Source organism: Veillonella tobetsuensis (genome assembly GCF_002959935.1).
Lineage (GTDB): Bacteria > Bacillota > Negativicutes > Veillonellales > Veillonellaceae > Veillonella > Veillonella tobetsuensis.
This window is the reverse complement of record NZ_PPDF01000008.1, coordinates 499,554-522,487: the sequence shown is the minus strand read 5'-3', so window position 1 is coordinate 522,487 and position 22,934 is coordinate 499,554. Positions and strand designations below refer to the sequence as shown.

Sequence of the window (22,934 nt, the reverse complement as noted above, 5' to 3'; positions counted from 1 at the left end):
AGTAATGGCCTAACCTCACTACTTCAGCATATTAGAAACTAAAAATAAACAAATTTCATATGGGAATGGGGAACACCGGCTGGGTCTGACTCGCCCTTTGGTTCGCAAGGCCGAAGTCGCGAAAAAGTGACTACCAAACCTACTTTCATCCAAAATTAGCTAAAATAAATAAATTCCATACGGAAATAAGGGAAATGGGGCAAAATGTATTTTGCCCCTATTGGTGTTCCATTGGCCGGGTCTGACTCGCACTTTGGGCTCCGCAGGGACATAAGTAGGGTGTTTGGGAAAATAGAACAGGCCTGTTCTATTTCAAAAGAGGTGTATGTATGTTGCTCTAAAATAGTAGATTCTGTCTTCGCCGCCAAGGGAAGGGGCGCGCAATCTGTTTCAATAAAAAAACAGGAGTTGATCTATAAGGTTCAGATATAAAAGATATGGTGTCTTGATAAGATGTGAATGGTGTAATTTGTTTGGCTAATTTATGAATATTGTTTAATGATGGCTGCCTAATATTTTTGCAGCGACTTTGGCCCTGCGGAGGCCGTAGGCCGGAGTCAGACCCGGCCGGTGGAGCGAGAAAATATTAGGTAGCCATCATTACTTAAATGTAGTAATATTACTGGCAAACAAATTACATTTGTAGATTTTATTCGAAACACCATATCTTTTTTATATAAATATATATAGAAAACCCTGTTTTTTATTGACAGATTTGCGTTTTCCCTCTATAATTACCCTGTTATGGTATAAGTAAAACAAATATATAACGAGGAGGTGTTTTACTAATGAAACGTACATATCAACCAAATACTCTTTGGAGAAAACGTACCCATGGTTTCCGTGAACGCATGAAAACTATTGGTGGCCGTCTCGTATTAAAAAGAAGACGTGCTAAAGGCAGAAAACGCTTATCTGCATAATATAATGGCTCAGCAAGAGCTTTCAGAAAACTTGGCGCTCTTGCCAAGTTTTTCTATTCTATAGGACTCGGACGATACAATGGATTACCGCTTAGATAAAACGAGACGTATTATAAACAATAATGAATATCGCCTTGTGTATAAGCATGGTAAGTATGAGATAGGACGCATGTGCGTTTTATATCGTATGCCTGTAGCAAAGCAAAAAACTCGTATCGGATTTGTGACGGGGAAAAAGGTGGGCGGTGCGGTTGAACGCAATCGAGCACGTCGCCTTATGAAAGAGGTATATCGCCTCAATCAGCATCAAATTCGCGAAGGGTATCATATTGTTATCGTTGGACGTGGCCCTCTGAAGGACGCAACCTATGAACGAGCGGAAAAGGAAATACTGTACTTATTGCGTAAAAGCAAGCTCTTAGTATAATCCTATATAGGACCACAAGCATGGACAGCGCTATGCTTTGGTCCTATTCGCGTATTATGAGGCATATGGGTTAAATGTATATGTATTTTATAGTGTATATTGCTATGCATTTTATAGTGTATATTCTTATGCATTTTGATATATATACAATTTTAAATCTTACGCCTAAATGGTGAATTCTATGAAAGATACATGTATAACTATATCAAATTTTATAAAACAAGGTGTTACCTTTGTTTTATGGCTCGTTATCCGCTTCTATCAGATTGCCATATCCCCTCTCAAACCGGGATGTTGCCGATATTATCCCACTTGTTCCGCATATACTCTGCAGGCCATTGAAAAATATGGACCCTTGAAAGGTAGCTGGCTTGGGCTAAAACGCATTTTGCGTTGTCATCCATTTCATAAGGGCGGTTATGATCCCGTTCCTTAATTTGGTATTGGTGAAAGATAAGACTAGTATAACTTTCACAATTGACATTAGTTTGAGTGAGCACAGTTTTGGAAATACCTGAGCATCTGTATGGATGAAATTTAGACCATACCATAACGATATATGGATGCGCAATGGTGTCCTGTTTAGGCCTACATTCGAAGGAGAAACAATGGAAATTTTTAACTATTTAGTTGAATTTATGCGCACGCTTGTGACATATGCATTCAACTTGACTGAAATGGTCGGATTCCCAAGCTATGGGATGGCTATCATCATCCTTACTGTTTTTATCAAAGCGATTCTAGCGCCGTTGACAGTAAAACAAATCAAATCTATGAAAGCTATGCAAGAGTTGCAACCTCGCATGAAAGAGCTTCAAGATAAGTACAAAAATGATCCTGCAAGAATGCAAGCTGAAATGGCTGCTATGTACAAAGAATTGGGTGTAAATCCACTAGCTGGTTGCTTGCCTTTATTGGTTCAAATGCCTTTCTTGATTGCTATCTTCTATGCATTGCAAGGTTATCCTTACAATCCTGCATTCGAACATTTCCTCTGGCTTCCTAGCCTTGGAGAAGCAGATCCATACTACATCTTGCCTGTATTGAGTGCTTTGTCCACATGGGTTATGTCTAAACAAACTGGTATGGGCGCTTCTGGTGCCGCTGCACAACAACAAAAGATTATGACAATCTTTATGCCATTGTTCATCGGTTACATTTCCTTGAACTTCCCATCCGGTCTGGTTATTTACTGGATCGTATCCAATGTGTTCCAATTTGTGCAACAACATTTCATTTACAAAGGCTTAGAAGCTAATAAATAGGAGGCACTATGGAATTTATCGATGTATCTGCTAAAACAATTGAAGATGCCATTGCTAAAGGGGTTGCAGAACTCTCTATAGATGGTCGTGAATTGGTAGAAACAAAGGTTATTGAACAACCTTCTAATGGTTTTTTAGGCATTGGCCGTAAACCAGCCGTTGTTCGTTTGTTTTATACAACAGTAGCTGCTACGGCTACAGTAGAAGAAAAAGAAGAAATCGCTGAAATTTCTGTTGCTGTATCTAATGAGCCTGTGGCTACTTCTGAAAGTAATGTTACTGTTTCTGAAAGCTCTGCTGATGATTCTGAAATCGACGCAGTTGAAGAAGAAACAGAAACTACTAAAGAAACGAAAAAAGAACTTTCAAAAGAAACACAACAACTTATCGCTGAAAAAGGTAAGAAATTCCTTGAAGATATGTTCGGCCAAATGGGCCTTGTTGTGATAATTGAAAAAATGTTTACCGCTGATAAAATCACGTTCCAAGTACATGGTGAAGACCTCGGTATCTTGATTGGTAAACATGGTCAAACTCTTGATGCTATCCAATATTTAACTAATTTGGTAGCTCATAAAGAAGTGTCTGGCCACTGTCACATCGTGGTGGATGTGGAAAATTACCGCTCTCGTCGCGAAGAAACGTTGATCAATCTTGCAAAACGCCTTGCTTCTAAGGTAAAACGCAATCGTCAAAAGGTTTCCTTAGAACCTATGAATGCATTTGAACGTAAAATCATTCACACTGCGTTGCATGATGATAAACATATCGTCACAGAATCTGCTGGTGATGAACCATTCCGCCATATTGTGATCTCTTACAAAAAATAAAAGTGTTTGGTGGCGATAGCATTCTGATAACCTCCACCGGCCGGGTCTGACTCCGGCCTACGGCCTCCGCAGGGCCAAAGTCGGTTTCAGAATGCCACCGCCACCACCATTTTATTTATACGTAATACAATAAGTTATGGTGAAAGCTAACTTAAGGTAATCTTCGCGTGCGTAGATTGGTTTAGTTTAACTTTCACAGGCGAAGAAGATATAAAATATATTCGAAATACGGAGATTTTTATGTATATAGATGATACAATAGCGGCCATTGCGACGCCGCCCGGCATCGGCGGGGTTGGTATTATTCGTGTTAGCGGCAAGGATAGTTTTCCTATTGTAAATAGCCTGTTCAAGAGCGTTGGTACCGTTCCTTTGATGGACCGCCAAAACAGAACGATTCAATACGGAACCATTGTGGACCCTGCAACGAACAAGACCATCGACGAGGTTCTTGTGTTATTAATGAAAGGCCCTCATTCTTACACGGCAGAAGACGTGGTAGAAATTCAGTGTCACGGCGGTATTGTGCCGGTTCGACAAATCTTGAAATTGCTCGTAAATCACGATGTGCGCATGGCTGAGGCCGGTGAATTTACGAAGCGCGCCTTTATGAATGGACGTATCGACCTCACGCAAGCGGAGGCGATCATTGATATTATTGAAGCAAAAACAGAGGACTCCCTCTCCCTTGCTGTATCGCAGCTGGACGGCACAGTTTCGTCCTTTGTAAAAGATGTGCGTGAACAGCTTATCGCTATGATTGCTCATTTAGAGGTAACCATTGATTATCCTGAGGAGGATATCGAGGATGTAACGAGCCAAGAGGTTCGCGATCAATTGCAGCCTATTTTGAAAGCTATGGATGAACTCTTGTCCACAGCGAATACGGGACGCCTCATTCGCGACGGTATTACGACGGTTATTGTAGGTCGTCCAAATGCAGGTAAATCGAGCCTTATGAACGCTCTCTTGCGCGAAAATCGCGCTATTGTAACGGATATTCCGGGGACGACGCGGGATAGTATTGAAGAATATATGACCGTAGAAGGCATTTCATTGCGCCTCATCGATACGGCAGGTATTCGGGATACACAAGATACGGTAGAAGCCCTCGGTGTGGAGCGTGCTCGCGATTATATTAACAAAGCAGACATCGTGCTCTGCGTTATTGACGGGTCTACCCCATTGACCCCTGAAGAAATTGAAATTTTGACCTCTGTTAGCGGTTTGAACACTATCGTACTCCTCAATAAGTCCGATGTAGCACAAGTCGTTACAGACGAAACTATTAAAGAACACGGTAATTTTACAGCTATCGAACGCATTAGTGCAAAAGAAGGCGAAGGCTCTGCAGTTCTCTCCAAATGGGTGCAAGAACTCGTCTACGGCGGTCATGTAAAACAAGACAACAGCGCCATGATTAGTAACGTGCGCCACATCAGCCTCATGGAACAAGCAAAGACTCAAGTCGAAGAAGCCCTCTCCTCCATCGATATGGGCATGCCAGTGGACTTTGTCGCTACCGATTTGCGCAGCGCCTGGGAACTACTAGGCGACATCACGGGTGACACCATCCGAGAATCCATGATCGACGAACTATTCAGTAGATTTTGTCTCGGTAAGTAATGTAGATATGGAATGATGGCTTTCAAAAAACGACTTTGGCCCTGCGAAGGCCGTAGGCCGAAGTCAGACCCGGCCGGTGGAGTTTTTTGGAAGTTATCATTCCATATACATTTCAAAATAAGTAATAAATATAAGGAATTCAATAGATATGTATACTGTAGATAATTATGATGTCATCGTCATCGGTGGTGGTCATGCTGGTTGTGAGGCGGCCCTCGCCTGCGCGCGCATGGGTCATCGCACGTTGATGGCGACCATCAGTTTGGATAATATTGCACTTATGCCGTGCAACCCTGCCGTTGGGGGTCCTGGTAAAAGTCATCTTGTGTATGAGCTCGATGCGTTGGGCGGTCAAATGGGTATCAATGCGGATGCTACGGCCATTCAAATGCGTATGCTCAACATGGGTAAAGGCCCTGCCGTGCATTCCTTGCGCTGCCAATCGGATAAAATTAAATACCAACATTTGATGAAACAAACTGTAGAGAATACAGAGAACCTCAATGTTAAGCAAATCATGGTTACGGAGCTCAAGGTTGAGGATGGCAAGGTAACGGGCATCGTTACTGAGCTTGGCGAATTCTATGGCGCTAAGGCTGTCATCCTTTGTACAGGGACCTATTTGAAAGGTAAAATCCTCATCGGCGATATCGACTATGTAGGTGGCCCAAATGGGCAACGGGTAGCGGAACAATTTTCTCAATCCCTACTAGATAATGGCGTTGAATTGATGCGCTTTAAGACTGGCACGCCAGCCCGCGTAGATAAACGGACGCTTAATATTGAATATATGGCCGTTCAAGAAGGCGATGCACATCATCATGCCTTTTCTTTTATGGACGAATGGATCAACCGCAACGAAGATGTGTGCTGGTTGACGTATACGAACAAGGAAACGCATGAGATTATTAAAAGCAATATTCATCGTGCTCCTATGTACAGCGGTAAAATTGAAGGTGTTGGCCCGCGTTACTGTCCTTCCATCGAAGATAAGGTGGTGCGCTTTGCCGATAAAGAACGCCATCAATTATTCGTAGAACCAGAAGGAACGGGCACAAATGAAATGTATGTACAAGGCATGAGTACATCCCTTCCTATGGACGTACAATATGCATTCCTTCGCACTATTCCTGGTCTTGAAAACGTCGAAATCATGCGTCCTGCCTATGCTATTGAATACGATTGCTTGAACCCAACACAATTGACGCCAGCTCTTCAAGTGAAACATATTGAAGGCCTCTACTCTGCAGGTCAAGCAAATGGCACATCTGGCTATGAAGAAGCGGCTGCACAAGGCCTTATGGCTGGTATTAACGCAGCCTTGTGGCTTGAAGGTAAGGAACCTTTCATCCTTGCTCGCTCCGAAGCATACATTGGCGTTCTCATCGATGATCTCGTGACAAAAGGTACCAACGAACCGTACCGCATGATGACGAGCCGTAGTGAATATCGTCTATTGCTTCGTCAAGACAATGCGGACATGCGCCTTACCGAAAAAGGTCGTGAAATCGGCCTTGTGAAAGATGATCGTTGGGCTAAATTTACAGCTAAAAAAGCGGCCATCGAAGAAGGTATTGAATTGTTGCGCAACACACCTGTCAATCCGTCCAAGGAAACACAAGCCTTGCTTGAAAGCTTGGGCACAGCCCCTATCAAAACAGGCATCCACGCATATGATTTGGTAAAACGTAACGAACTCTCCTATGCTACCGTAGCTGATGCATTCGGTTTGAAACGCTTTACACCTGACGTAGAAGAAGCTATGGATATTGCCATTACCTACGAAGGGTACATCAAAAAGCAAATGGAACAAGTTGAGAAGGTTCGCAAACTGGAAGAAAAAATTCTTCCAAAAGAATGGGATTATACAGAAATTAAAGGCATTTCCCTTGAAGCGCAACAAAAGCTCAACAAAATTCGCCCTCACTCCATCGGCCAAGCAAGCCGTATCTCGGGCGTATCCCCGGCGGATGTGTCTGTACTGTTGATTCAACTAGAACAATATAATAGGAACAAATAGAATATGTGATTACATAGAAAAAAGCTAGCTAATCGTTTGATTAACTAGCTTTTTCTGTTATAAGGTTTCCCGTTCCTGATGCTCATCGACTTCGCGACCTTGACTCATATAATCTGGAGTAAATAAGGATAGCCCAAGTTTAAATAAGAACCACATACATTTTTGTTTCATGGGTACCACCTCCTATTGATTGTAGTGTATCCATAAATGATACCATTAGCAAGCTTTATTTTTATAAATGTAAAAGTGAGTATATACGTAAAAGTTTGTATATTTATATGAATATTTATAAAATACATATTATTATACTAGTAAAATATGTACACTAGAGAAATACACTGAGTGTACATTCAGAATAGACAAAATAATCTGTATGTGAAGAAAAGTTCATAGTGATAAATTAGAGATAAACAGTAAAATTTAAAAGGTAGAAATAAGATATATAAATTTGGAAAAGGATGTGTTAGAAGGTTAACAAAATAGGTTTACAATTATGAGGCAGTTTAGATGATATAAGATTTTTATGCGTACCTCCTCTTTTTGCACTTTTATCTATATAGTAAATGAGAATATATTGAGAATATGGTATAATAGATACAAATACGACTCTTATATTTCGCTTGTATGCTCTTTTTTAAGTGCTTTGTATATAATTTATCCTAGAAGTACATAAATAGGTCTTATAGCGCGAATAAATGAATTTTAATCTGAATTACATACATATAGTTAGGAGCACCGATGAAAGAAAAATATGATGTGCCTATCGCTAGTGAATCTGAGTTTGTAGAATATATGCTTTCACAAATGGTATCATTTGGATTGCCATGCACACTACAGCAAGCAAAAGATTTCTACGTGTACTATGCACGCATGATTGAAACAAATAAATATCTCAACCTGACGGGTATTACGGATATGAAGGAAGTCGTGGTTAAGCACATGATTGATTCTCTATCTTGTTATGATCCGAAAATTATCAAATCTGGATTCTCCATTATCGATGTCGGAACCGGTGCTGGTTTCCCTGGCATTCCCTTGGCCATCTATGACAGAACCTTGCACGTGACCTTGTTTGACTCTCTCAAGAAACGCCTTACCTTTCTTGAGTCTGTTATCGACGAATTGCAATTGACGAACTGCAAGACCTTACATGGACGGGCTGAAGATTTGAGTCATCAGGACTATCGTGAAAGCTTCGATATCGCCACGAGTCGTGCAGTGGCACGTTTACCAATCCTATTAGAATGGACCGTACCATATGTAAAAGAAGGCGGCTATGTAGTTGCTTTAAAAGGCGCTATCTATGAAGAAGAAATTGAGGAATCTAATAAAGCCCTTAGCACATTAAAAGCATCCATTGAAGATGTAAGAACCGTGACCTTACCGACACTAGACGATAAACGTGCTATCGTGTACATTAAGAAAACAGGAACAACACCTGGGAAATATCCAAGAAAACCAAAAGAGATAAAGGATAAACCGTTATTATAATATGCTACAATCTTTTTCATTAATGTAAGCAATCTAAAAACACCTTCCAAAAAGCCTCCACCGGCCGGGTCTGACTTCGGCCTATCGGCCTCCGCAGGGCCAAAGTCGTTTTTTGAAAGGTGTTTTTAGATTAAACTTATATTATGAGTAACAATAAATAGGAAAAGATTGTGGCATATTAATACTAACGGCCATATCGAAAACAAAACAGGGAACAAATCAATTTTGATTTGTTCCCTGTTCTTTTAAGATTTGCATATTATTTATCACGTTTTTGCTTAATTATAGAATAAAGAAGCTTCCAATAGCCTCCTAAAAATGACTTCGGGTCCCGCTTTAGCGCGATAGCGTGTCATTTTTAGGAGGCTGTTGGGAGCACTTTTACTGTTGTATTAGAAGTATTACACGTGATCAATAATATGCAAAGTCGTATCTATATCATTGAGCGGCATAATATGTACGCCCGCTGCGATTTTCTTGATTTGTTCAAGTGTTTCGATGGCGATTTCTGTACCTGCTTCTTTGCCGCCTTTTTCTACGCGATCTAAGATGTCTTGAGTAAGGCTGATTCCAGGCACTTTCTCGTGAAGGTATGTGGCCATTTTAAAGCTTTTAAGAGGAATCAAACCGAGCATGATTGGCACGTTGAATTCGGACATTGTATCGATATAGCGTTTAGCTTGTTCTAAATCGTAAATCGGTTGTGTTTGTACGAAATGAGCACCATTTTTGATTTTAGCAGCTAATTTTTGGCGTTCAATTTCTAAATCAGGGGCCCCAGGGTTACCTGTAGCACCGATATAAAAGTTTGTCGGTTCGTCTAAATCGTTGCCTGCTAAATCTTTACCGGCATTTAATGTTTTCGCAATATTGAGTAAGCCCATGCAGTCCACTTCGAATACGGATTGTGCAAATGGATGGTCCCCGTGGTCAGGCTTGTCACCAGTAAGTGTTAAGATATTGTTCACACCTAATGCTGCAGCACCAAGTAATTCGGATTGTAAACCGATGATGTTGCGATCACGGCATGTGAGGTGGAAAATCGTTTCGATATCTTTATTGTGTTGTAATAAGTAGGACAAAGAAATTGGGCTCATACGCATTTTAGACATTGGGCTGTCTGCGATATTAATGGCATCTACCTTGCCTTTTAAGCGAGCCGCTTGCTCAAAAACCTTTTGGGCAGAACTACTTTTTGGTGGATCTAATTCAACGGTGATAGTAAATTGACCGTTTTGGTGTTTCTCTCGTAATGTCATCATGTACCTCGTATGTATTCTTTGTATGATGAAAGCCCTATATGTACTATATCAGCGTTTTATGAGGCTTTCACCATCATTATTAATATGTATATTATATTTCTAGAATGGCGATTATTTCAAAGTTTCAAAGAAATCGTTCGCGTGGTTTACAGCCGCGATGCCGTCCTTGGCGTAAATATCTGCGCCCGCTTGGTCAGCGTAATCTTGGGATACTACGGCGCCACCAACCATGACCTTCGTTTTAAGGCCGGCTGCACGAATAGCAGCGATGGTATTGTCGATTTGAGGCATTGTTGTCGTCATCAAGGAACAAATGCCTACGAGGGCCGCCTTGTTGTCCTTAATGGCTTGTACGATGACCTCAGGGTCAACATCCTTGCCGAGATCGACGATTTTGTAACCATTATTTTCAAGTAAAGCGGCTACGATATTTTTGCCTAAATCGTGAATATCGCCCTTAACAGTGGCTACAACAACGGTTCCTTTATCTAAACTGTCGCTGGCTGGAATGATTTCTTTGATAGTGTTGAAAGCAGCTTGCATCGTTTCCGCAGCGAGCATAACTTGTGGCAAGAATAATTTACCAGAACCGAATTTGTCGCCTACTACGTTCATGGCTTCTGAAAGCCCTTTTTTCGTAATGTCTAATGGATCCATACCATCTGCTAAAGCCTTTTTAACAAGCTCAACAATGGCTTCCTTTTCACCTTGCTCTACGCAAGCACGAATATTGGCTAACGGATCATTGCTGTCAAAGGATGCTTTATCTGGACCCTTTGGAGCCGCATTGCCTGGGGCGGTTGTTTCGTCTTCGTAGCCGTATTCTTTAATGAACTCGGCAGAACCTGGATCCCAACCAAGAAGTGTGGAGCTTGATACGAATGCTTTTTTAGCGGCGTAGTTAAGTGGGTTCATAATTGGCGTAGTTAAGCCTGATGCGAGTGCCATTGTTAAGAACTGACCGTTTAAGTATGGACGTTGTGGCATACCAAAAGAAATATTGGATAGGCCCATAACTGTTGGGAAACCAAATTTTTCTTTATATAAACGCAATGTTTTTAGAGTTTGTCGTGCACTATCTTCCCCACTAGCAAGTGTTAATACCAATGGATCGAGTAAAAGGTCATGAGGTTGTAAACCATAGTTATAAGCGCGATTTACGATGCTTTCAGCTAAAGCGACACGGTCCTCTGCTTTTTCTGGTAAATCACCGCTGGAAAGTGGCAAACAAAGTAATGCAGCACCGTAGCGTTTAGCCAAAGGCATAACATGTGTGATTGACTCCTCTTCTCCATTTACAGAGTTGATAAGGGCGCGGCCTGGATAGTTTTTAAGGGCCACTTCCATAGCTGCGGGGTCTAGTGTGTCGATGGATAATGGCGTTTCAACAAGCATGGATAGCTCAAAAATCGCTTTTTCCATCAAAGGTGTTTGGTCCATGCCAGCAACGCCCATATTTACGTCGAGAATATCTGCACCAGCCTCTACTTGGTCTAAGGCGTCGCGTTTTACACGAATGAAAGAACCATCGCGTAACTCTTGAGCTAATACTTTTCGACCTGTTGGGTTGATACGTTCACCAATAATTAATGGCTTTACATTATGACCTAACTCAAGAAGTTTTGTACGGCTTGTAATGATTGTTTTAGGCTCAATATAAGCACGCTCTTTTGGTGTGTGTGCTTTTACAGCATTGGAAATAGATTGAATATGAGCTGGTGTTGTACCACAGCAACCACCTACATAACTTGCACCTGCATCGACGATATCAAGCATCAATGGCCCCATCTCTTCAGCCGTTAATGGGAATACAGTTTGTTTGTTGATGAGTTGCGGCATACCTGCGTTCGGTTGACAGCTGATTGGTAAATTAGTTACACTTGCGATTTCTTCAATAAGCGGTGTGATTTGCTCAGGTCCAAGAGAACAATTGATACCGATGATATCTGCACCGATGGCTTCTACGATGGTAGCTGCTACTGCAGGTGGCGTGCCTGTAATAGTACGCCCATCTTCACTGAAAGAAAATTGACAAATAATTTGTACGTCTTCTTTGGTTTTCTCTGCTTCATTACGTGCATCTAAGGATGCCAACAAAGCGGCACGCATTTCTTGTACATCGATAATCGTTTCAATGATGATAAAATCTACACCACCTTCGATTAAAGCATCTGCTTGCTCTTTGTACGTATCGTAAATATCATCGAAACTCATATTGCCTAAAGGTTGTAAAAATCGTCCTGTAGGGCCCATAGAACCGGCTACACGAGCGGATGGCTTGAACTCTGCAATTGCTTCTTTGGCAACCTTTACAGCTGCTATATTTATTTCTTTTACACGATCTTGTAAATCGTAATCTTCTAATTTAAGGCCGCATGCGCCAAATGTATTAGTAGTAATTACATCACTACCATGTTGTAAATATTGAGCGTGGATATTTTTTACTACTTCTGGTCTTTCTACGTTAAATAATTCTGGGCAATAACCTTCTTCAAGGCCTGCTGCTTGGAGCATTGTACCCATAGCGCCGTCAAAAATGTACATGTGAATCATCCTTTATATATTGCAATCTGCTTAGGTCCCCAAGGACGTTCGGCCTCCACCGCCTTAACGGTCTTCGGCCGAGGACCTCGACCTAGCAAAGTCGGGCTCAGAACCTTGGTGACCTACATTAGATTTGTAATTATTAATGTTATAAATGAATTGTTTCACGTGAAACATTTTTGCCTGCACATGGGTACAAGAAAATGTTTCACGTGAAACATTTAGTTTGTTGGTTGTCCTTTCATTGCGATGCCTGGTTCGTTTGTTGTGCTTTTTTCGCAAGGCGTTTCATTGTTTGTGTCTTGAGCACTTGCTTTTTCTGGAATTTTTCTAGATGCACAGTCTTTTTGTGAACAGGATGTACAACCTCTTTTAGTTTTTATGTCTTCGTTAGCTGGCATTAAGCCGATAATGGCTGTTACAGATTTTCTTGGAAATAATAAGAAGTTTTCCGTTACTTGTAGACCAATTTGTTCGGTCTTAATGATTTTAGCTAAATCTTTTTGAACTTCTAAAGGCCAGTTTCCGTAACCAGGGCTAAAACGCCATGTTGGTTTATATCCTTGTTTTTTAGCAATTGTATTAATTACTTCGTTAACTTGATCAGCTACCTGTTCTACAGCTGTTGTAGCAGCTGCATCAAGTAACAAGCCGACCGTATAATTACCTGCCTTAAATAGTTGCTCACTCCGCACTTCTACATCTTCACCTACGGTAACGCCTAATACATATACCTTTGTAGATTTTTCTAAATGTTTTTCTATTATGGAGCCTTCAATTTTTAATGGTGGATTACTAAGAATTGTTTTAGTCTCAGCGTCGTATTCATATTCTTGATACACACCTTTTGGTGTTGCTAGTAATTGAATCTCTTTACAAGCTTCGTTAACAAATTTTTGAGGGAAATCCTCTGCGTGTCGAAGTCCAGCATAGCGCTTTACTTCGTCCTTGTTTATGACCGGAAGCATTCCGTTATATATGGGCATGTGAAACGCCTCCTTTATAATCTATATAAATAGCTCTAGAATTGTTTAAAATAGCTTTAGAACTGTTAAATCGATAAAAAACTATCTTTTATAAGTATAAATATATCCCTATGCACTGTAAAGGCTATAGCTTCATATAATTTATTAAGGCGCGTCCATAGATAAAAGTTATATAGCTTGTATCTATATGACAACAGTTGATTTTCTATATATAGAAGTTCTATAGAATTGTTACATGTAGAAAATCTTATAATGATTTATTGTTTTAAGTACATTCGAAATGTTTCACGTGAAACATTTTGGATACTTTTATATGGACTAATCAAAAATTACCTTGTAAGGTCTTAAAAGTTCTATTTCTTTTGTGTACCCTATGTTATAATGAAATGAAATATTTTTGAACGTAAAGTCGAGGTGAATATTGTGGGCAAAGTAATAGCGATTACTAATCAAAAAGGCGGTGTAGGAAAGACTACAACATCTGTTAATCTCAGTGCTTGTTTAGCTGATGCAGGCAAAAAGGTGTTGTTGATTGATTTAGATCCGCAAGGTAATGCTAGTTCCGGTTTGGGCATTGAAAAAGATGATTTAGAGTTATGTATTCACGATGTACTGATAAATGGCGAGAATATCACTAATGTCATTCAAACTACAATGCTTAAAAAGTTATTTGTAGCGCCTGCAACAATTCAATTAGCCGGTGCTGAGGTTGAATTAGTAGGGGTTGTTTCACGTGAAACAATTTTGAAAAAAGCCCTTGTTTCTGTACGTGATGACTATGATTTTGTTATCATAGATTGTCCGCCATCCCTAGGATTGCTAACATTGAATGCTTTCACAGCGGCAGATAGCGTATTGATTCCTATTCAAACCGAATTTTATGCATTAGAAGGCGTTAGTCAACTTGTTAAAACGATTACAATCGTACAGCAAACATCAAATAAGAATCTTGAAATTGAAGGTGTATTGCTTACAATGTTTGATGGACGCACAAATTTATCTATACAAGTTTCCGATGAAGTAAAAGCCTTCTTTGGGACTAAGGTGTATAAAACGGTGATTCCTCGTAATGTACGTCTTAGTGAAGCACCTAGCTATGGTGAACCGATCATTGTGTATGATCCAAAATCAAAAGGTGCTGACGTGTATACTAAATTAGCTAAAGAGGTCATCAAGGCTTCTAAGAAAACTAAATAAATGTAATTTAGATAATAATAAATATAATGATGTAATGTAAGCACAAACTGTATATTAGTTTGTGCTGCATTTTATATATGACGGTGTGTGAAAGTACTAATAGATTGGGGATTATTATGGCGATGAAACAGAAAAAGGAAAGAAAAACATTAATGGCAATGATGGGAGAGCAATCCATTGAGACGGCTTTGCCTGATCGTGAAATCCATGAATTGCCAATAGGGGAATTGATGCCTAATGAAGATCAACCACGTAAAAATTTTGATGAACAAAGTTTGGCTACACTAGCTGAATCTATTAAAAACCTTGGCATTTTCCAACCAATCGTCGTGCGTAAACAAAAGGATAAATACCAAATCGTAGCCGGTGAACGTCGCTATCGTGCAGCTTTGATGGTAGGGCTAGAAACTGTTCCTGTAGTAGTAAAAAATTACAATACAGAGGAAATGACAGAGGTTGCATTAGTAGAGAATTTGCAACGTGAAGGTCTCGATCCAATTGAAGAAGCATTGGCATACCAAGGCTTGATGAACACGTATAAGCAAACACAAGAGATGATTTCTGCTCGTCTTGGCCGTAGTCGCTCTTATATCGCTAATATGATGCGTCTTTTGAAATTGGCTGCATCTGTGCAAAAGGATTTAATTGAAGGGGATTTGACCGTTGGTCAAGCCCGTCCTTTGTTGGCTTTGCGTAGTGCAGCACAACAAGTAGAAGCGGCAGAACGTATTAAAGAGGGTGAACTTAGCGCTCGTCAAGCAGAACAACTTGTGAAAGCGATGATGTCGAAAAAGACTAAAGCTAAAGAAACAGAAGAACCGCATAATACAGCTGAGGTTCGTGCTTTAGTTGACCGTTTGAAATTGAGTTTAGGATCTCCTGTATCTATCAAATTCCGTGCAGGGAAGAAGGTACAAGGTAAAATTGAGATTGCCTTTAGCTCTGAATCCGAATTAGAACGTCTCATCGCTTATATGGACGCTCAAGAGAGTACAGGCGAAGAAGAAACAATGGAGTTTCGCGTATAATGGAACAAACACCAAAGGCTAACCGCGTGCACATCGGCTTTTTTGGCCGGTGTAATGCAGGGAAGTCTACGTTGATTAATATGCTTACGGATCAACCGGTATCCCTCGTATCTGAGGTGGCAGGGACTACGACTGATCCTGTAAGTAAATCTATGGAAATATTGCCTCTAGGTCCTGTGGTTATTACCGATACGGCTGGTATCGATGATACTTCGGAGCTGGGTGCTCTTCGTATTGAAAAATCTGAAGAAATTATTAAAAAAATTAATCTGGCTGTTTACGTACTGCGTAATGATCAAGCGCCTACGGCTGATGACATGATGTGGCTTAATAAATTAAAGCAAAATAATGTGCCCATCGCACTGTTTATCAACGAAATTAATACTTCTCCTAGTGAAAGTACTAGTAACAATCAAAATTATGCAAGTGAAAGTACGTCAAATAAAGCTAACAATGTTCATCAAGGTTATATTAATACATATTCTGAACTGACATCTATTGCTACTGTAGTAGGTTCTACTGACTTTACATCTAATCGAGATCGCCTGATGTTACTCGATTTATTGGGTGGATTAACGCCACTAGATGTAGAAGGGGAACAAACTTTGTTGCAGGGTTTAGTAGAAACAGGGGATACTATTGTTTTAGTGTGTCCTATCGATTCTGCTGCACCTAAAGGGCGTTTGATTTTACCACAGGTACAAACGATTCGCGAGATACTAGACCATAAAGGCCTAGCCTTGGTATGTCAAACAGAAGAACTGCCAACCCTGTTAGGTAAGCTTTCACAAAAACCAAAACTTGTCATTACAGACTCGCAAGCCTTTGAGGCTGTTAACGCATTGACACCAGCAGATATTCCGTTAACATCCTTTTCCATTTTGATGGCTCGATTTAAAGGCAAATTACAGGATTTGGTAATGGGTGTAAATGCTTTGAATAATCTGAAACCAGGCGCACGTGTGCTCATTAGTGAAGGTTGTACGCATCGACGTCAGTGCGATGATATTGGAACCGTTAAGATTCCGATGTGGCTGAAAAAGAAGGGGCATACGGATTTACACCTTGAATTTACAAGTGGTGGTGCATTCCCTAAGGATGTAAGTGGTTATGACCTTATTATCCATTGTGGGGCTTGTATGTTGACGCGGCGCGAAGTGCTTCGACGCATTGATTATGCCGTTGTACAAGGTACGCCTATCGTGAATTATGGTGTACTTATTGCGTCATTACATGGTATACTAGAACGTGCTATTAGTCCGTTTTTGGACGAATTAGATAGAAAGGGATTTGAATGTTAGAAACTATACAACCCTATATCGGCGTATTAGGATGCGTACTATCTGCTATTTTGCTTGTATATTGCATCACTTTGCACATCCGATTGGGAAGCTTAACGAAGAAGTTCAATTTCTTTATGCAAGGCGAAAATGGGGTTAGCCTAGAACGTAAACTTTCAGTAGAAATCACTGAAATTAGAGAGGCTGCAAAAGGTTTGCAAGATATGATTGCAGAACAAACGCAAATTCGCAATATTCAAGGGAATACATTGCAAAAAATCGGCTTTAAAAAATACAATGCCTTCGATAATATTGGCAACGATTTATCCTTTGCTCTCACATTGCTTGATGGCAATAACAACGGTGTTTGCATTTCCAGTATTTATGGCCGCAACGACTCTCGTATTTTTAGTAAACCTATTGTGAAAGGTAAAAGTCTTGTTAATCTTTCACAAGAGGAACTGGAAAGTTTAAATGAAGCGCTAGGTGAACGTACTAATGAGGAAGCGTTAGCGAGCGTTATCCATTCCCAATAGGCAAATTGCTTTTTTGTGTTCGTATTGAACACACATGCATGAAGAATTGAGGAAAGATTAAAAGTAAGGAAGACATTTTGAAAGTACTAAGTATTTTAAGTTCTGTAGTGTCTCAAAATGGTGAGAATACCACCATTACATTGAGCCATAAACAAGCGAAGATAGCCGCAATCGTGGGAACTATCTTATTTGTAGCAGCACTTGTTTTGACTATTTGGGGCATTGCGCGACAAGCAGAAATTGTTCAATTGCGTCAACAAACACAATTGCAAACAGAACAATTAAAACTGTTACAACAAAAAACAGAAGTGTTGGATAAGAAAATTCAAAACTTAAATCAAATTAGTGAAGAAAACAAGCAAATGTTGAAGGGCGCTGAATCTGGCACACCATCTCAAGGTGGTGGCGATGGCTCTGACCCAAAGCAAGTAGCCGCTAGCGATGAGACTAGTCCCACGCTAACTGCGGCACAGCTTTCAGCTAGACTATCCAAACTAGATAAGGATGCTCAAAAATTATTGGTTAGTTTCTACACGATGCGCAATATTTTGCGTGATGGTGGGGCCCAAGACATTGCAGCTTTGCAACAATTGAACTACACCGTTGGCTCCGGTGGTTATACGAATAGTACAACCCCAAGCATCTGGCCAAGTAAGGGTGTTATTACATCTCCTTATGGTAGCCGTATCGATCCTGTAACGGGTGCAAGCAGTGCATTCCACGAGGGTATCGATATCGCCGATGATTACGGCACATCCATCGTTGCTACCGCAGCGGGGACCGTAACAATTGCAGGCTACACCGATGGGGGTTATGGTAACCTTGTGGAAATCGATCATGGCAATGGATTTGTGACTCGTTATGGCCACAATAGCGCCGTCCTCGTTACACCTGGTATGAGCGTTAAACAAGGTCAAGTGATTGCTCTTATGGGTAGTACTGGTAAAAGTACAGGCGCACACGTCCATTACGAAGTGCGAATCAATGGGACCGCAGTTGATCCAATGGTATTTTTGCCAATTAGTAATTAAATACGCTATAAGACGGGATACCCCCTGTTCGAAAGCCGACACGCTACTGCGCTTACGCGGAGCCCGAAGTCGTCTTCGAACAGGGGGTATCTCTTTTAGCGTATTAATAATTACTAAACTAGCGGGAGTGGGGAAGCTACTGCGCTTACGCGGAGCCCGAAATCATTTTCCGGAGGGGTCTATCTTTTTTCTATCTAAATTTAGTTGACTAATTGGCATAAAATACCTAGGGTATAACTTAGTTTAGAGAAGGAGCCCGACGCAGGGTGTGAGCTAACAGAGGAGTGTAGCGACGCATGGGAGCCACACATCGCCAATCCAGATGCGTAAGATTTTCCAAAGGAAAATCCACAGCAACTGGGGAAGTCGTTTTTGGAGGACACTCCCTTTCTACGCTATATATTAATTACTAAAATGGCTGGGTTGGCAGAGCGTTCATACACCTTAATTAATACAATTCTTGTATAGGATTGGAATAGATATCTTATTTGCAAATTAAAGGAGATAATAAATCTGTTCCTCATATATAGTTAGTATACTAATTTAAAAGGGATGAGGGGCCTGAAAAAACGACTTTGGCCCTGCGAAGGCCGTAGGCCGGAGTCAGACCCGGCCGGTGGAGTTTTTTCGGGTCCCTCATCCCTTATGTTTATGTATGTAATTGTAATAAGGAACAGATTTTTATGTATTATATTGCATAATAAGGATATCTATTCCTTTTCGTCTATAAATATTGTACAATTATGGTATATGAACGGAGGTATATCTATGAAGGCCTATGTACAAGTTTATACCGGCGAAGGCAAGGGTAAAACGACGGCTGCAATCGGTCTCGCTATACGAGCTATAGGCGCTGGCAAAAAGGTTTTATTTTTACAGTTCATGAAGTCTAAAGTGTATAGTGAACACAATATTTTACCGTCCCTCAAAAATATTACATTAGAAACTGTAGGTAAACCGTTTTTTATCATCAAGGAAGGCATGAAGAGCAAGGATGAGCTCGCCAAATGGGGTGATGAAGTGGTTGTATTTGAATCAGGAAATCCACCTAAGGATTATGTGGCTCTCATTGAAAAGGGCTATGAACGCGCACTAGAGGCTGTATCTAGTGGCGAATATGATTTAGTGGTTCTCGACGAATATAACATGGCTTTGTTCTTTGAACTCATTGACTGGAAAAAAACGGAGGCTCTATTAGAGGCTCGTAATCCGGAAACCGAAGTGGTGTTTACGGGGCGCGGGGCACCGCAAGAACTTCTTGATGTGGCCGATCTTGTAACGGAAATGAAGGAAGTTAAGCATTACTACATGCAAGGTGTAATGGCTCGTAAGGGCATTGAAAATTAGAGCATACTTTCAAAATCCCATAACCTAAGGAGGTGATGTGGTTGAGTATAGTCGCTATAGTGGCACTCGTCGTAGTGCTTCTCATCGTAGCGCTGATCATGATAATCCTACTAACGCCAATCACATATAGCATCGAATGGAACGGCAGGACGCCGTACCGCGCAGAATTGTCTGTTAAATGGCTGTGGCGTGTGTTGTCACTGCGTCTCGCATATTTTCAGGGCAAACCATTTTTTAAACAACTGTATCTATTAGGCATGCAGAAAATAGGCCCTGTGAAAGAATACGACGATTGGATTGCACAACGGGTTGATGACGAATATCAAAAGGCGATGGACGAAATTGACAAAGATCCGATGACGGCCCAAGCGGAAGCGATGATGAAAGCCATGCAAGGTGATGGTCAAGGCGGTACGGAACCGACTGAGCCTACAACCGTTGGCACTTCTGGTGAAAGCCTAGATTCTGTTCGCAGTGCAGGACAAGCGTCGGCTTCACAAGAGAAGCAGGTTCGCATTGAACGCGTGGATGAGTCCACCGATGAAAATAAAGGTGCTGAAGCACGAGCTGCACAATATGATGCAATTCGTGATAATCCGACGATGAAACCTGATGATGAAGTGGTGGAAAAGGTCACTTTCAATAGTGATGGCACTGTAAAAGAGAAGGTGTTTACGAAGATTGATGGTTTAAAAGATAGCGTGAAAGCTCGCTTTCAAAAGCCAGATCCAAATGATCCGGTGGCTAGTTTTAAATCTCAAATTCCAACCTTTTGGTTTATGAAACATGTGACGAATACTGAATTGTGGCGTCAATTACTACTTGTTTCTAAGCGGTGTTATGACCATTCTAAACCGCGAGATATCGCCGTAGAAGGGCGAATCGGCATCGGTGATCCATTTAAGGGTGGCATGCTTGCTTCGATGTTGTACAGTATCTGGCCTGAACAGGCTGAGAATATTGAAATTGATTATTTGAATTGGTATTTAGAAGGCAGCGGCCATATTAAAGGGCGTATAATCCTAGGTGTATTGGCTTGGCATGGAACGCGGTTTGTACTTTCACAACCGATGCGTGCACTCATTGTAGAAGCCATCAAAGTGTTTAGGGTTAAGCGCAAAGAAAATAAAGAATTAGAACGATTGAAAGCGGAACAAGCCGCTAACGCATAGTTGTCATCAGTGGAGGTACTACGATGGAGAACAGTAATGTAAAAGAAAATTTGGAAGTCCTTTTTGAGAAGTTCAAAAATATGATTAAAGTGGAAACTGTTGTTGGTGAAGCTGTACAAATCGGCGATACTACATTGGTTCCATTCGTTGACGTAACATTTGGTTTCGGTACTGGTACAAATCATAATACTGCTAACAAAAACCACGAATGTGGCGGCGGTGGCGGCGGTGCCAAAATGGAACCAAGCGCAGTGCTCGTGATCAAAGGCGACCGCATCGAATTATTCAATATTAAAGGCAATCCTTATAGCAGCAGCTTTGATCGCCTTATCGGCTTGGTGCCTGACCTCGTGTCTAAATTGAAATCCGATAAATATATCTATCTTAATGACGAACAATAATAGATAATAAAATATTGATAAGGGTTCATGATGAATTCATGGGCCCTTATTATTATTTAATAGTATACAATTGAAATATTAGATGCTATAAATAATCTCTAATTTTCATAGGTTTTTTACTTGTGAAAGCAGGGGAGATTTGATATAGTAAAAACAGTGCATTACACGTTTGTGTAGTGAAACTTTACTATTGAGGAGGATCTCAGATGAAATTGACTAAAAAATTGACAACATTAGCTATCGTAGGTGCTATCTCCGCTACCACTGCTGTGGCAAGCGCTGCTAACATTGGTTTGGTACAAATGAGTCAAGTTGTAAATAGCTATCCTGGTTACGGTGCACTTGATATGAAAATGCAACAAGTAGATGCACAGTACCGTCCACAAATCGAAAAGAAAATGCAAGAAATTGATAAAATTAAAGATCAAGCTCAAGCAGAAGCAGAATTCAATAAATCCGTAGCTCCATTGTTACAAAAAGAAAATGATGAAGTAAACAAAATTGCTCAACCTATGATGCAAAGCATTCATAACGCTATTGAAGCAGTTCGCGTTGAAAAGAAAATGGACGTTGTATTAGACGATCCTTACACAATTCGTGCAGCTGATGCAAATAGCAGCGTTGAAAACATTACAGACGAAGTAATTAAACGTCTAAAAAAATAATATTTTATCTAGCGTTTTAACGTGTGGTAAAAGGGATACCCCTCTGAAAGCCTCCACCGGCCGGGTCTGTTCCTTCGGAACAGGGCCAAAGTCGTTTTCAGAGGGGTATCCCTTTTTTCATTAATCTCTATAGATAAAATATTATTTCTTTAGACTAAGGAACAGGGAAAAGGTGTTCTTTATTTGTTTTGCCTGTAGTGATATGGTATGATTTTGGTGTTGTCGAGAAAGGATGAGGAGGTTTTATAGATGTCTCTTATGCAGTTATGTTGGGATTTAATATGGAGTCCTAGATCAAAGGGGATTCCCTATGTTGTTGAGAATGGCACATTTAATCAAGGTTTAAAGTTGATGTTAAGCTTGTTTGGTATTATGCTTGGCATTTCCTTTGTAGAAAATATAGCCGTGTTTTTGTTAACACCGGTATCCTTAGCTTATGTAATCGGAGTATTATTTGGCTATATATTGATGTGGGCGTTTTTCAAAGGCTTTTGGCTTGTATTAGCATATTTATATGTAAAAAATGTTTCTAACCGTGAGCTTACGTTTAAACAAACTTTTACAGCTGTTTCGTATGCAGTAGCCTTTGATTTTCCATTGGCCATATTAGGGTTAGTAAATTCTCTCTTAATTATAGCTTTAAATCTCATGCACTTTGGATATGTGGCTTATTTGCTTGAAAATTTTATTGGTATCGCTCTTTTGGTCATTGCTTTGTATTATATGCTTTGCTCGCTTGGTCTATATCGTAAAATGCTAGGTACTTCGTCGGCCCATATTATTTTTATTGGTATAGTGTATATCGCAATCTTATTAGTAACTGCTATAGCTTTACGCGCCTAAGTGAAAGCTATTTCATTCATTATAAAATCCAATAGTAATCTAACTGAAAGCACATAAAAA

At 40.5% G+C, this 22,934-nt stretch carries 21 protein-coding genes; 18 read left to right on the top strand and 3 right to left on the bottom strand.

Going from position 1 to position 22,934, the window contains the following annotated elements; translation table 11 throughout:
* Positions 1 to 788: 788 nt before the first annotated feature.
* The 8 genes from rpmH (at position 789) to rsmG (ending at position 8,582) form a co-directional block, all read left to right on the top strand.
* Positions 789 to 923, top strand: a complete 135-nt coding sequence (rpmH, locus tag VTHSUH11_RS05560; protein ID WP_004692946.1) for a 50S ribosomal protein L34 — start codon at positions 789 to 791, stop codon at positions 921 to 923.
* A gap of 79 nt (positions 924 to 1,002) precedes the next feature.
* Positions 1,003 to 1,350, top strand: coding sequence for a ribonuclease P protein component (rnpA, locus tag VTHSUH11_RS05555; protein WP_105092927.1), 348 nt, complete (start codon positions 1,003 to 1,005; stop codon positions 1,348 to 1,350).
* Between the two features lie 181 nt (positions 1,351 to 1,531).
* Positions 1,532 to 1,786 carry a membrane protein insertion efficiency factor YidD gene (gene yidD / locus VTHSUH11_RS05550; protein ID WP_105092926.1) on the top strand — a complete coding sequence of 85 codons (255 nt, stop codon included), beginning with the start codon at positions 1,532 to 1,534 and terminating at the stop codon, positions 1,784 to 1,786.
* 172 nt (positions 1,787 to 1,958) lie between these two features.
* Positions 1,959 to 2,615 carry a YidC/Oxa1 family membrane protein insertase gene (locus tag VTHSUH11_RS05545; protein WP_059364529.1) on the top strand — a complete coding sequence of 219 codons (657 nt, stop codon included), beginning with the start codon at positions 1,959 to 1,961 and terminating at the stop codon, positions 2,613 to 2,615.
* 8 nt (positions 2,616 to 2,623) lie between these two features.
* Positions 2,624 to 3,445, top strand: a complete 822-nt coding sequence (jag, locus tag VTHSUH11_RS05540) for an RNA-binding cell elongation regulator Jag/EloR (protein ID WP_105092925.1) — start codon at positions 2,624 to 2,626, stop codon at positions 3,443 to 3,445.
* A gap of 240 nt (positions 3,446 to 3,685) precedes the next feature.
* The gene (gene mnmE / locus VTHSUH11_RS05535; protein ID WP_105092924.1) at positions 3,686 to 5,071 is read left to right on the top strand and encodes a tRNA uridine-5-carboxymethylaminomethyl(34) synthesis GTPase MnmE; all 1,386 of its coding nucleotides are present in this window, start codon (positions 3,686 to 3,688) and stop codon (positions 5,069 to 5,071) included.
* A 148-nt stretch (positions 5,072 to 5,219) separates the two neighbouring features.
* Positions 5,220 to 7,091: a tRNA uridine-5-carboxymethylaminomethyl(34) synthesis enzyme MnmG gene (gene mnmG / locus VTHSUH11_RS05530; RefSeq protein ID WP_105092923.1), complete on the top strand. Its 1,872-nt coding sequence runs from the start codon at positions 5,220 to 5,222 to the stop codon at positions 7,089 to 7,091.
* A 738-nt stretch (positions 7,092 to 7,829) separates the two neighbouring features.
* Positions 7,830 to 8,582 (top strand): 16S rRNA (guanine(527)-N(7))-methyltransferase RsmG, encoded by a 753-nt coding sequence (gene rsmG / locus VTHSUH11_RS05525; protein WP_105092922.1) that lies wholly within the window; start codon positions 7,830 to 7,832, stop codon positions 8,580 to 8,582.
* 401 nt (positions 8,583 to 8,983) lie between these two features.
* Here rsmG and VTHSUH11_RS05520 read toward each other — a convergent pair whose 3' ends face one another.
* From VTHSUH11_RS05520 to VTHSUH11_RS05510, 3 genes are all read right to left on the bottom strand, one after another.
* Positions 8,984 to 9,841 carry a methylenetetrahydrofolate reductase gene (locus tag VTHSUH11_RS05520; protein ID WP_082161474.1) on the bottom strand — a complete coding sequence of 286 codons (858 nt, stop codon included), beginning with the start codon at positions 9,839 to 9,841 and terminating at the stop codon, positions 8,984 to 8,986.
* Positions 9,842 to 9,955: 114 nt separating this feature from the next.
* Entirely contained in the window at positions 9,956 to 12,388 is a 2,433-nt protein-coding gene (locus VTHSUH11_RS05515) for a homocysteine S-methyltransferase family protein (RefSeq protein WP_105092921.1), read from the bottom strand.
* 221 nt (positions 12,389 to 12,609) lie between these two features.
* Entirely contained in the window at positions 12,610 to 13,374 is a 765-nt protein-coding gene (locus tag VTHSUH11_RS05510) for a vitamin B12 dependent-methionine synthase activation domain-containing protein (RefSeq protein WP_105092920.1), read from the bottom strand.
* 423 nt (positions 13,375 to 13,797) lie between these two features.
* On the opposite strand from VTHSUH11_RS05510, the gene VTHSUH11_RS05505 reads away from it, so the two are divergent.
* The 10 genes from VTHSUH11_RS05505 (at position 13,798) to VTHSUH11_RS05460 (ending at position 22,874) form a co-directional block, all read left to right on the top strand.
* Positions 13,798 to 14,571: a ParA family protein gene (locus tag VTHSUH11_RS05505; RefSeq protein WP_105092919.1), complete on the top strand. Its 774-nt coding sequence runs from the start codon at positions 13,798 to 13,800 to the stop codon at positions 14,569 to 14,571.
* A 116-nt stretch (positions 14,572 to 14,687) separates the two neighbouring features.
* A complete protein-coding gene (locus VTHSUH11_RS05500) occupies positions 14,688 to 15,599 on the top strand; it encodes a ParB/RepB/Spo0J family partition protein (RefSeq protein ID WP_105092918.1) in 912 nt (303 codons plus the stop codon).
* Positions 15,599 to 16,900 (top strand): [FeFe] hydrogenase H-cluster maturation GTPase HydF, encoded by a 1,302-nt coding sequence (hydF, locus tag VTHSUH11_RS05495; protein ID WP_105092917.1) that lies wholly within the window; start codon positions 15,599 to 15,601, stop codon positions 16,898 to 16,900. The genes VTHSUH11_RS05500 and hydF overlap by 1 nt, the downstream gene beginning before the upstream one ends.
* Complete coding sequence (locus tag VTHSUH11_RS05490) at positions 16,894 to 17,415, top strand: DUF4446 family protein (RefSeq protein WP_059364490.1); 522 nt, start codon at positions 16,894 to 16,896, stop codon at positions 17,413 to 17,415. The genes hydF and VTHSUH11_RS05490 overlap by 7 nt, the downstream gene beginning before the upstream one ends.
* A gap of 74 nt (positions 17,416 to 17,489) precedes the next feature.
* A complete protein-coding gene (locus VTHSUH11_RS05485; RefSeq protein ID WP_105092916.1) occupies positions 17,490 to 18,446 on the top strand; it encodes a M23 family metallopeptidase in 957 nt (318 codons plus the stop codon).
* A gap of 768 nt (positions 18,447 to 19,214) precedes the next feature.
* Positions 19,215 to 19,793: a cob(I)yrinic acid a,c-diamide adenosyltransferase gene (locus VTHSUH11_RS05480; protein WP_059364486.1), complete on the top strand. Its 579-nt coding sequence runs from the start codon at positions 19,215 to 19,217 to the stop codon at positions 19,791 to 19,793.
* A 41-nt stretch (positions 19,794 to 19,834) separates the two neighbouring features.
* Complete coding sequence (locus tag VTHSUH11_RS05475; protein WP_105092915.1) at positions 19,835 to 20,965, top strand: hypothetical protein; 1,131 nt, start codon at positions 19,835 to 19,837, stop codon at positions 20,963 to 20,965.
* Positions 20,966 to 20,988: 23 nt separating this feature from the next.
* On the top strand, positions 20,989 to 21,366 hold the full coding sequence (locus VTHSUH11_RS05470) for a GerW family sporulation protein (protein WP_105092914.1): 378 nt from the start codon (positions 20,989 to 20,991) through the stop codon (positions 21,364 to 21,366).
* A 206-nt stretch (positions 21,367 to 21,572) separates the two neighbouring features.
* Positions 21,573 to 22,031 (top strand): OmpH family outer membrane protein, encoded by a 459-nt coding sequence (locus VTHSUH11_RS05465; protein WP_105092913.1) that lies wholly within the window; start codon positions 21,573 to 21,575, stop codon positions 22,029 to 22,031.
* 249 nt (positions 22,032 to 22,280) lie between these two features.
* Positions 22,281 to 22,874: a hypothetical protein gene (locus tag VTHSUH11_RS05460; RefSeq protein ID WP_105092912.1), complete on the top strand. Its 594-nt coding sequence runs from the start codon at positions 22,281 to 22,283 to the stop codon at positions 22,872 to 22,874.
* Positions 22,875 to 22,934 lie beyond the last annotated feature (60 nt).

What these genes read in the sequence shown, in the direction of transcription:
- rpmH (WP_004692946.1), top strand. Translation starts at nt 789, where the DNA reads ATGAAACGTACATATCAACCAAATACTCTTTGGAGAAAACGTACCCAT.
- rnpA (WP_105092927.1), top strand. Translation starts at nt 1,003, where the DNA reads ATGGATTACCGCTTAGATAAAACGAGACGTATTATAAACAATAATGAA.
- yidD (WP_105092926.1), top strand. Translation starts at nt 1,532, where the DNA reads ATGAAAGATACATGTATAACTATATCAAATTTTATAAAACAAGGTGTT.
- VTHSUH11_RS05545 (WP_059364529.1), top strand. Translation starts at nt 1,959, where the DNA reads ATGGAAATTTTTAACTATTTAGTTGAATTTATGCGCACGCTTGTGACA.
- jag (WP_105092925.1), top strand. Translation starts at nt 2,624, where the DNA reads ATGGAATTTATCGATGTATCTGCTAAAACAATTGAAGATGCCATTGCT.
- mnmE (WP_105092924.1), top strand. Translation starts at nt 3,686, where the DNA reads ATGTATATAGATGATACAATAGCGGCCATTGCGACGCCGCCCGGCATC.
- mnmG (WP_105092923.1), top strand. Translation starts at nt 5,220, where the DNA reads ATGTATACTGTAGATAATTATGATGTCATCGTCATCGGTGGTGGTCAT.
- rsmG (WP_105092922.1), top strand. Translation starts at nt 7,830, where the DNA reads ATGAAAGAAAAATATGATGTGCCTATCGCTAGTGAATCTGAGTTTGTA.
- VTHSUH11_RS05520 (WP_082161474.1), bottom strand. Translation starts at nt 9,841, where the DNA reads ATGACATTACGAGAGAAACACCAAAACGGTCAATTTACTATCACCGTT.
- VTHSUH11_RS05515 (WP_105092921.1), bottom strand. Translation starts at nt 12,388, where the DNA reads ATGTACATTTTTGACGGCGCTATGGGTACAATGCTCCAAGCAGCAGGC.
- VTHSUH11_RS05510 (WP_105092920.1), bottom strand. Translation starts at nt 13,374, where the DNA reads ATGCCCATATATAACGGAATGCTTCCGGTCATAAACAAGGACGAAGTA.
- VTHSUH11_RS05500 (WP_105092918.1), top strand. Translation starts at nt 14,688, where the DNA reads ATGGCGATGAAACAGAAAAAGGAAAGAAAAACATTAATGGCAATGATG.
- hydF (WP_105092917.1), top strand. Translation starts at nt 15,599, where the DNA reads ATGGAACAAACACCAAAGGCTAACCGCGTGCACATCGGCTTTTTTGGC.
- VTHSUH11_RS05490 (WP_059364490.1), top strand. Translation starts at nt 16,894, where the DNA reads ATGTTAGAAACTATACAACCCTATATCGGCGTATTAGGATGCGTACTA.
- VTHSUH11_RS05480 (WP_059364486.1), top strand. Translation starts at nt 19,215, where the DNA reads ATGAAGGCCTATGTACAAGTTTATACCGGCGAAGGCAAGGGTAAAACG.
- VTHSUH11_RS05470 (WP_105092914.1), top strand. Translation starts at nt 20,989, where the DNA reads ATGGAGAACAGTAATGTAAAAGAAAATTTGGAAGTCCTTTTTGAGAAG.
- VTHSUH11_RS05465 (WP_105092913.1), top strand. Translation starts at nt 21,573, where the DNA reads ATGAAATTGACTAAAAAATTGACAACATTAGCTATCGTAGGTGCTATC.
- VTHSUH11_RS05460 (WP_105092912.1), top strand. Translation starts at nt 22,281, where the DNA reads ATGTCTCTTATGCAGTTATGTTGGGATTTAATATGGAGTCCTAGATCA.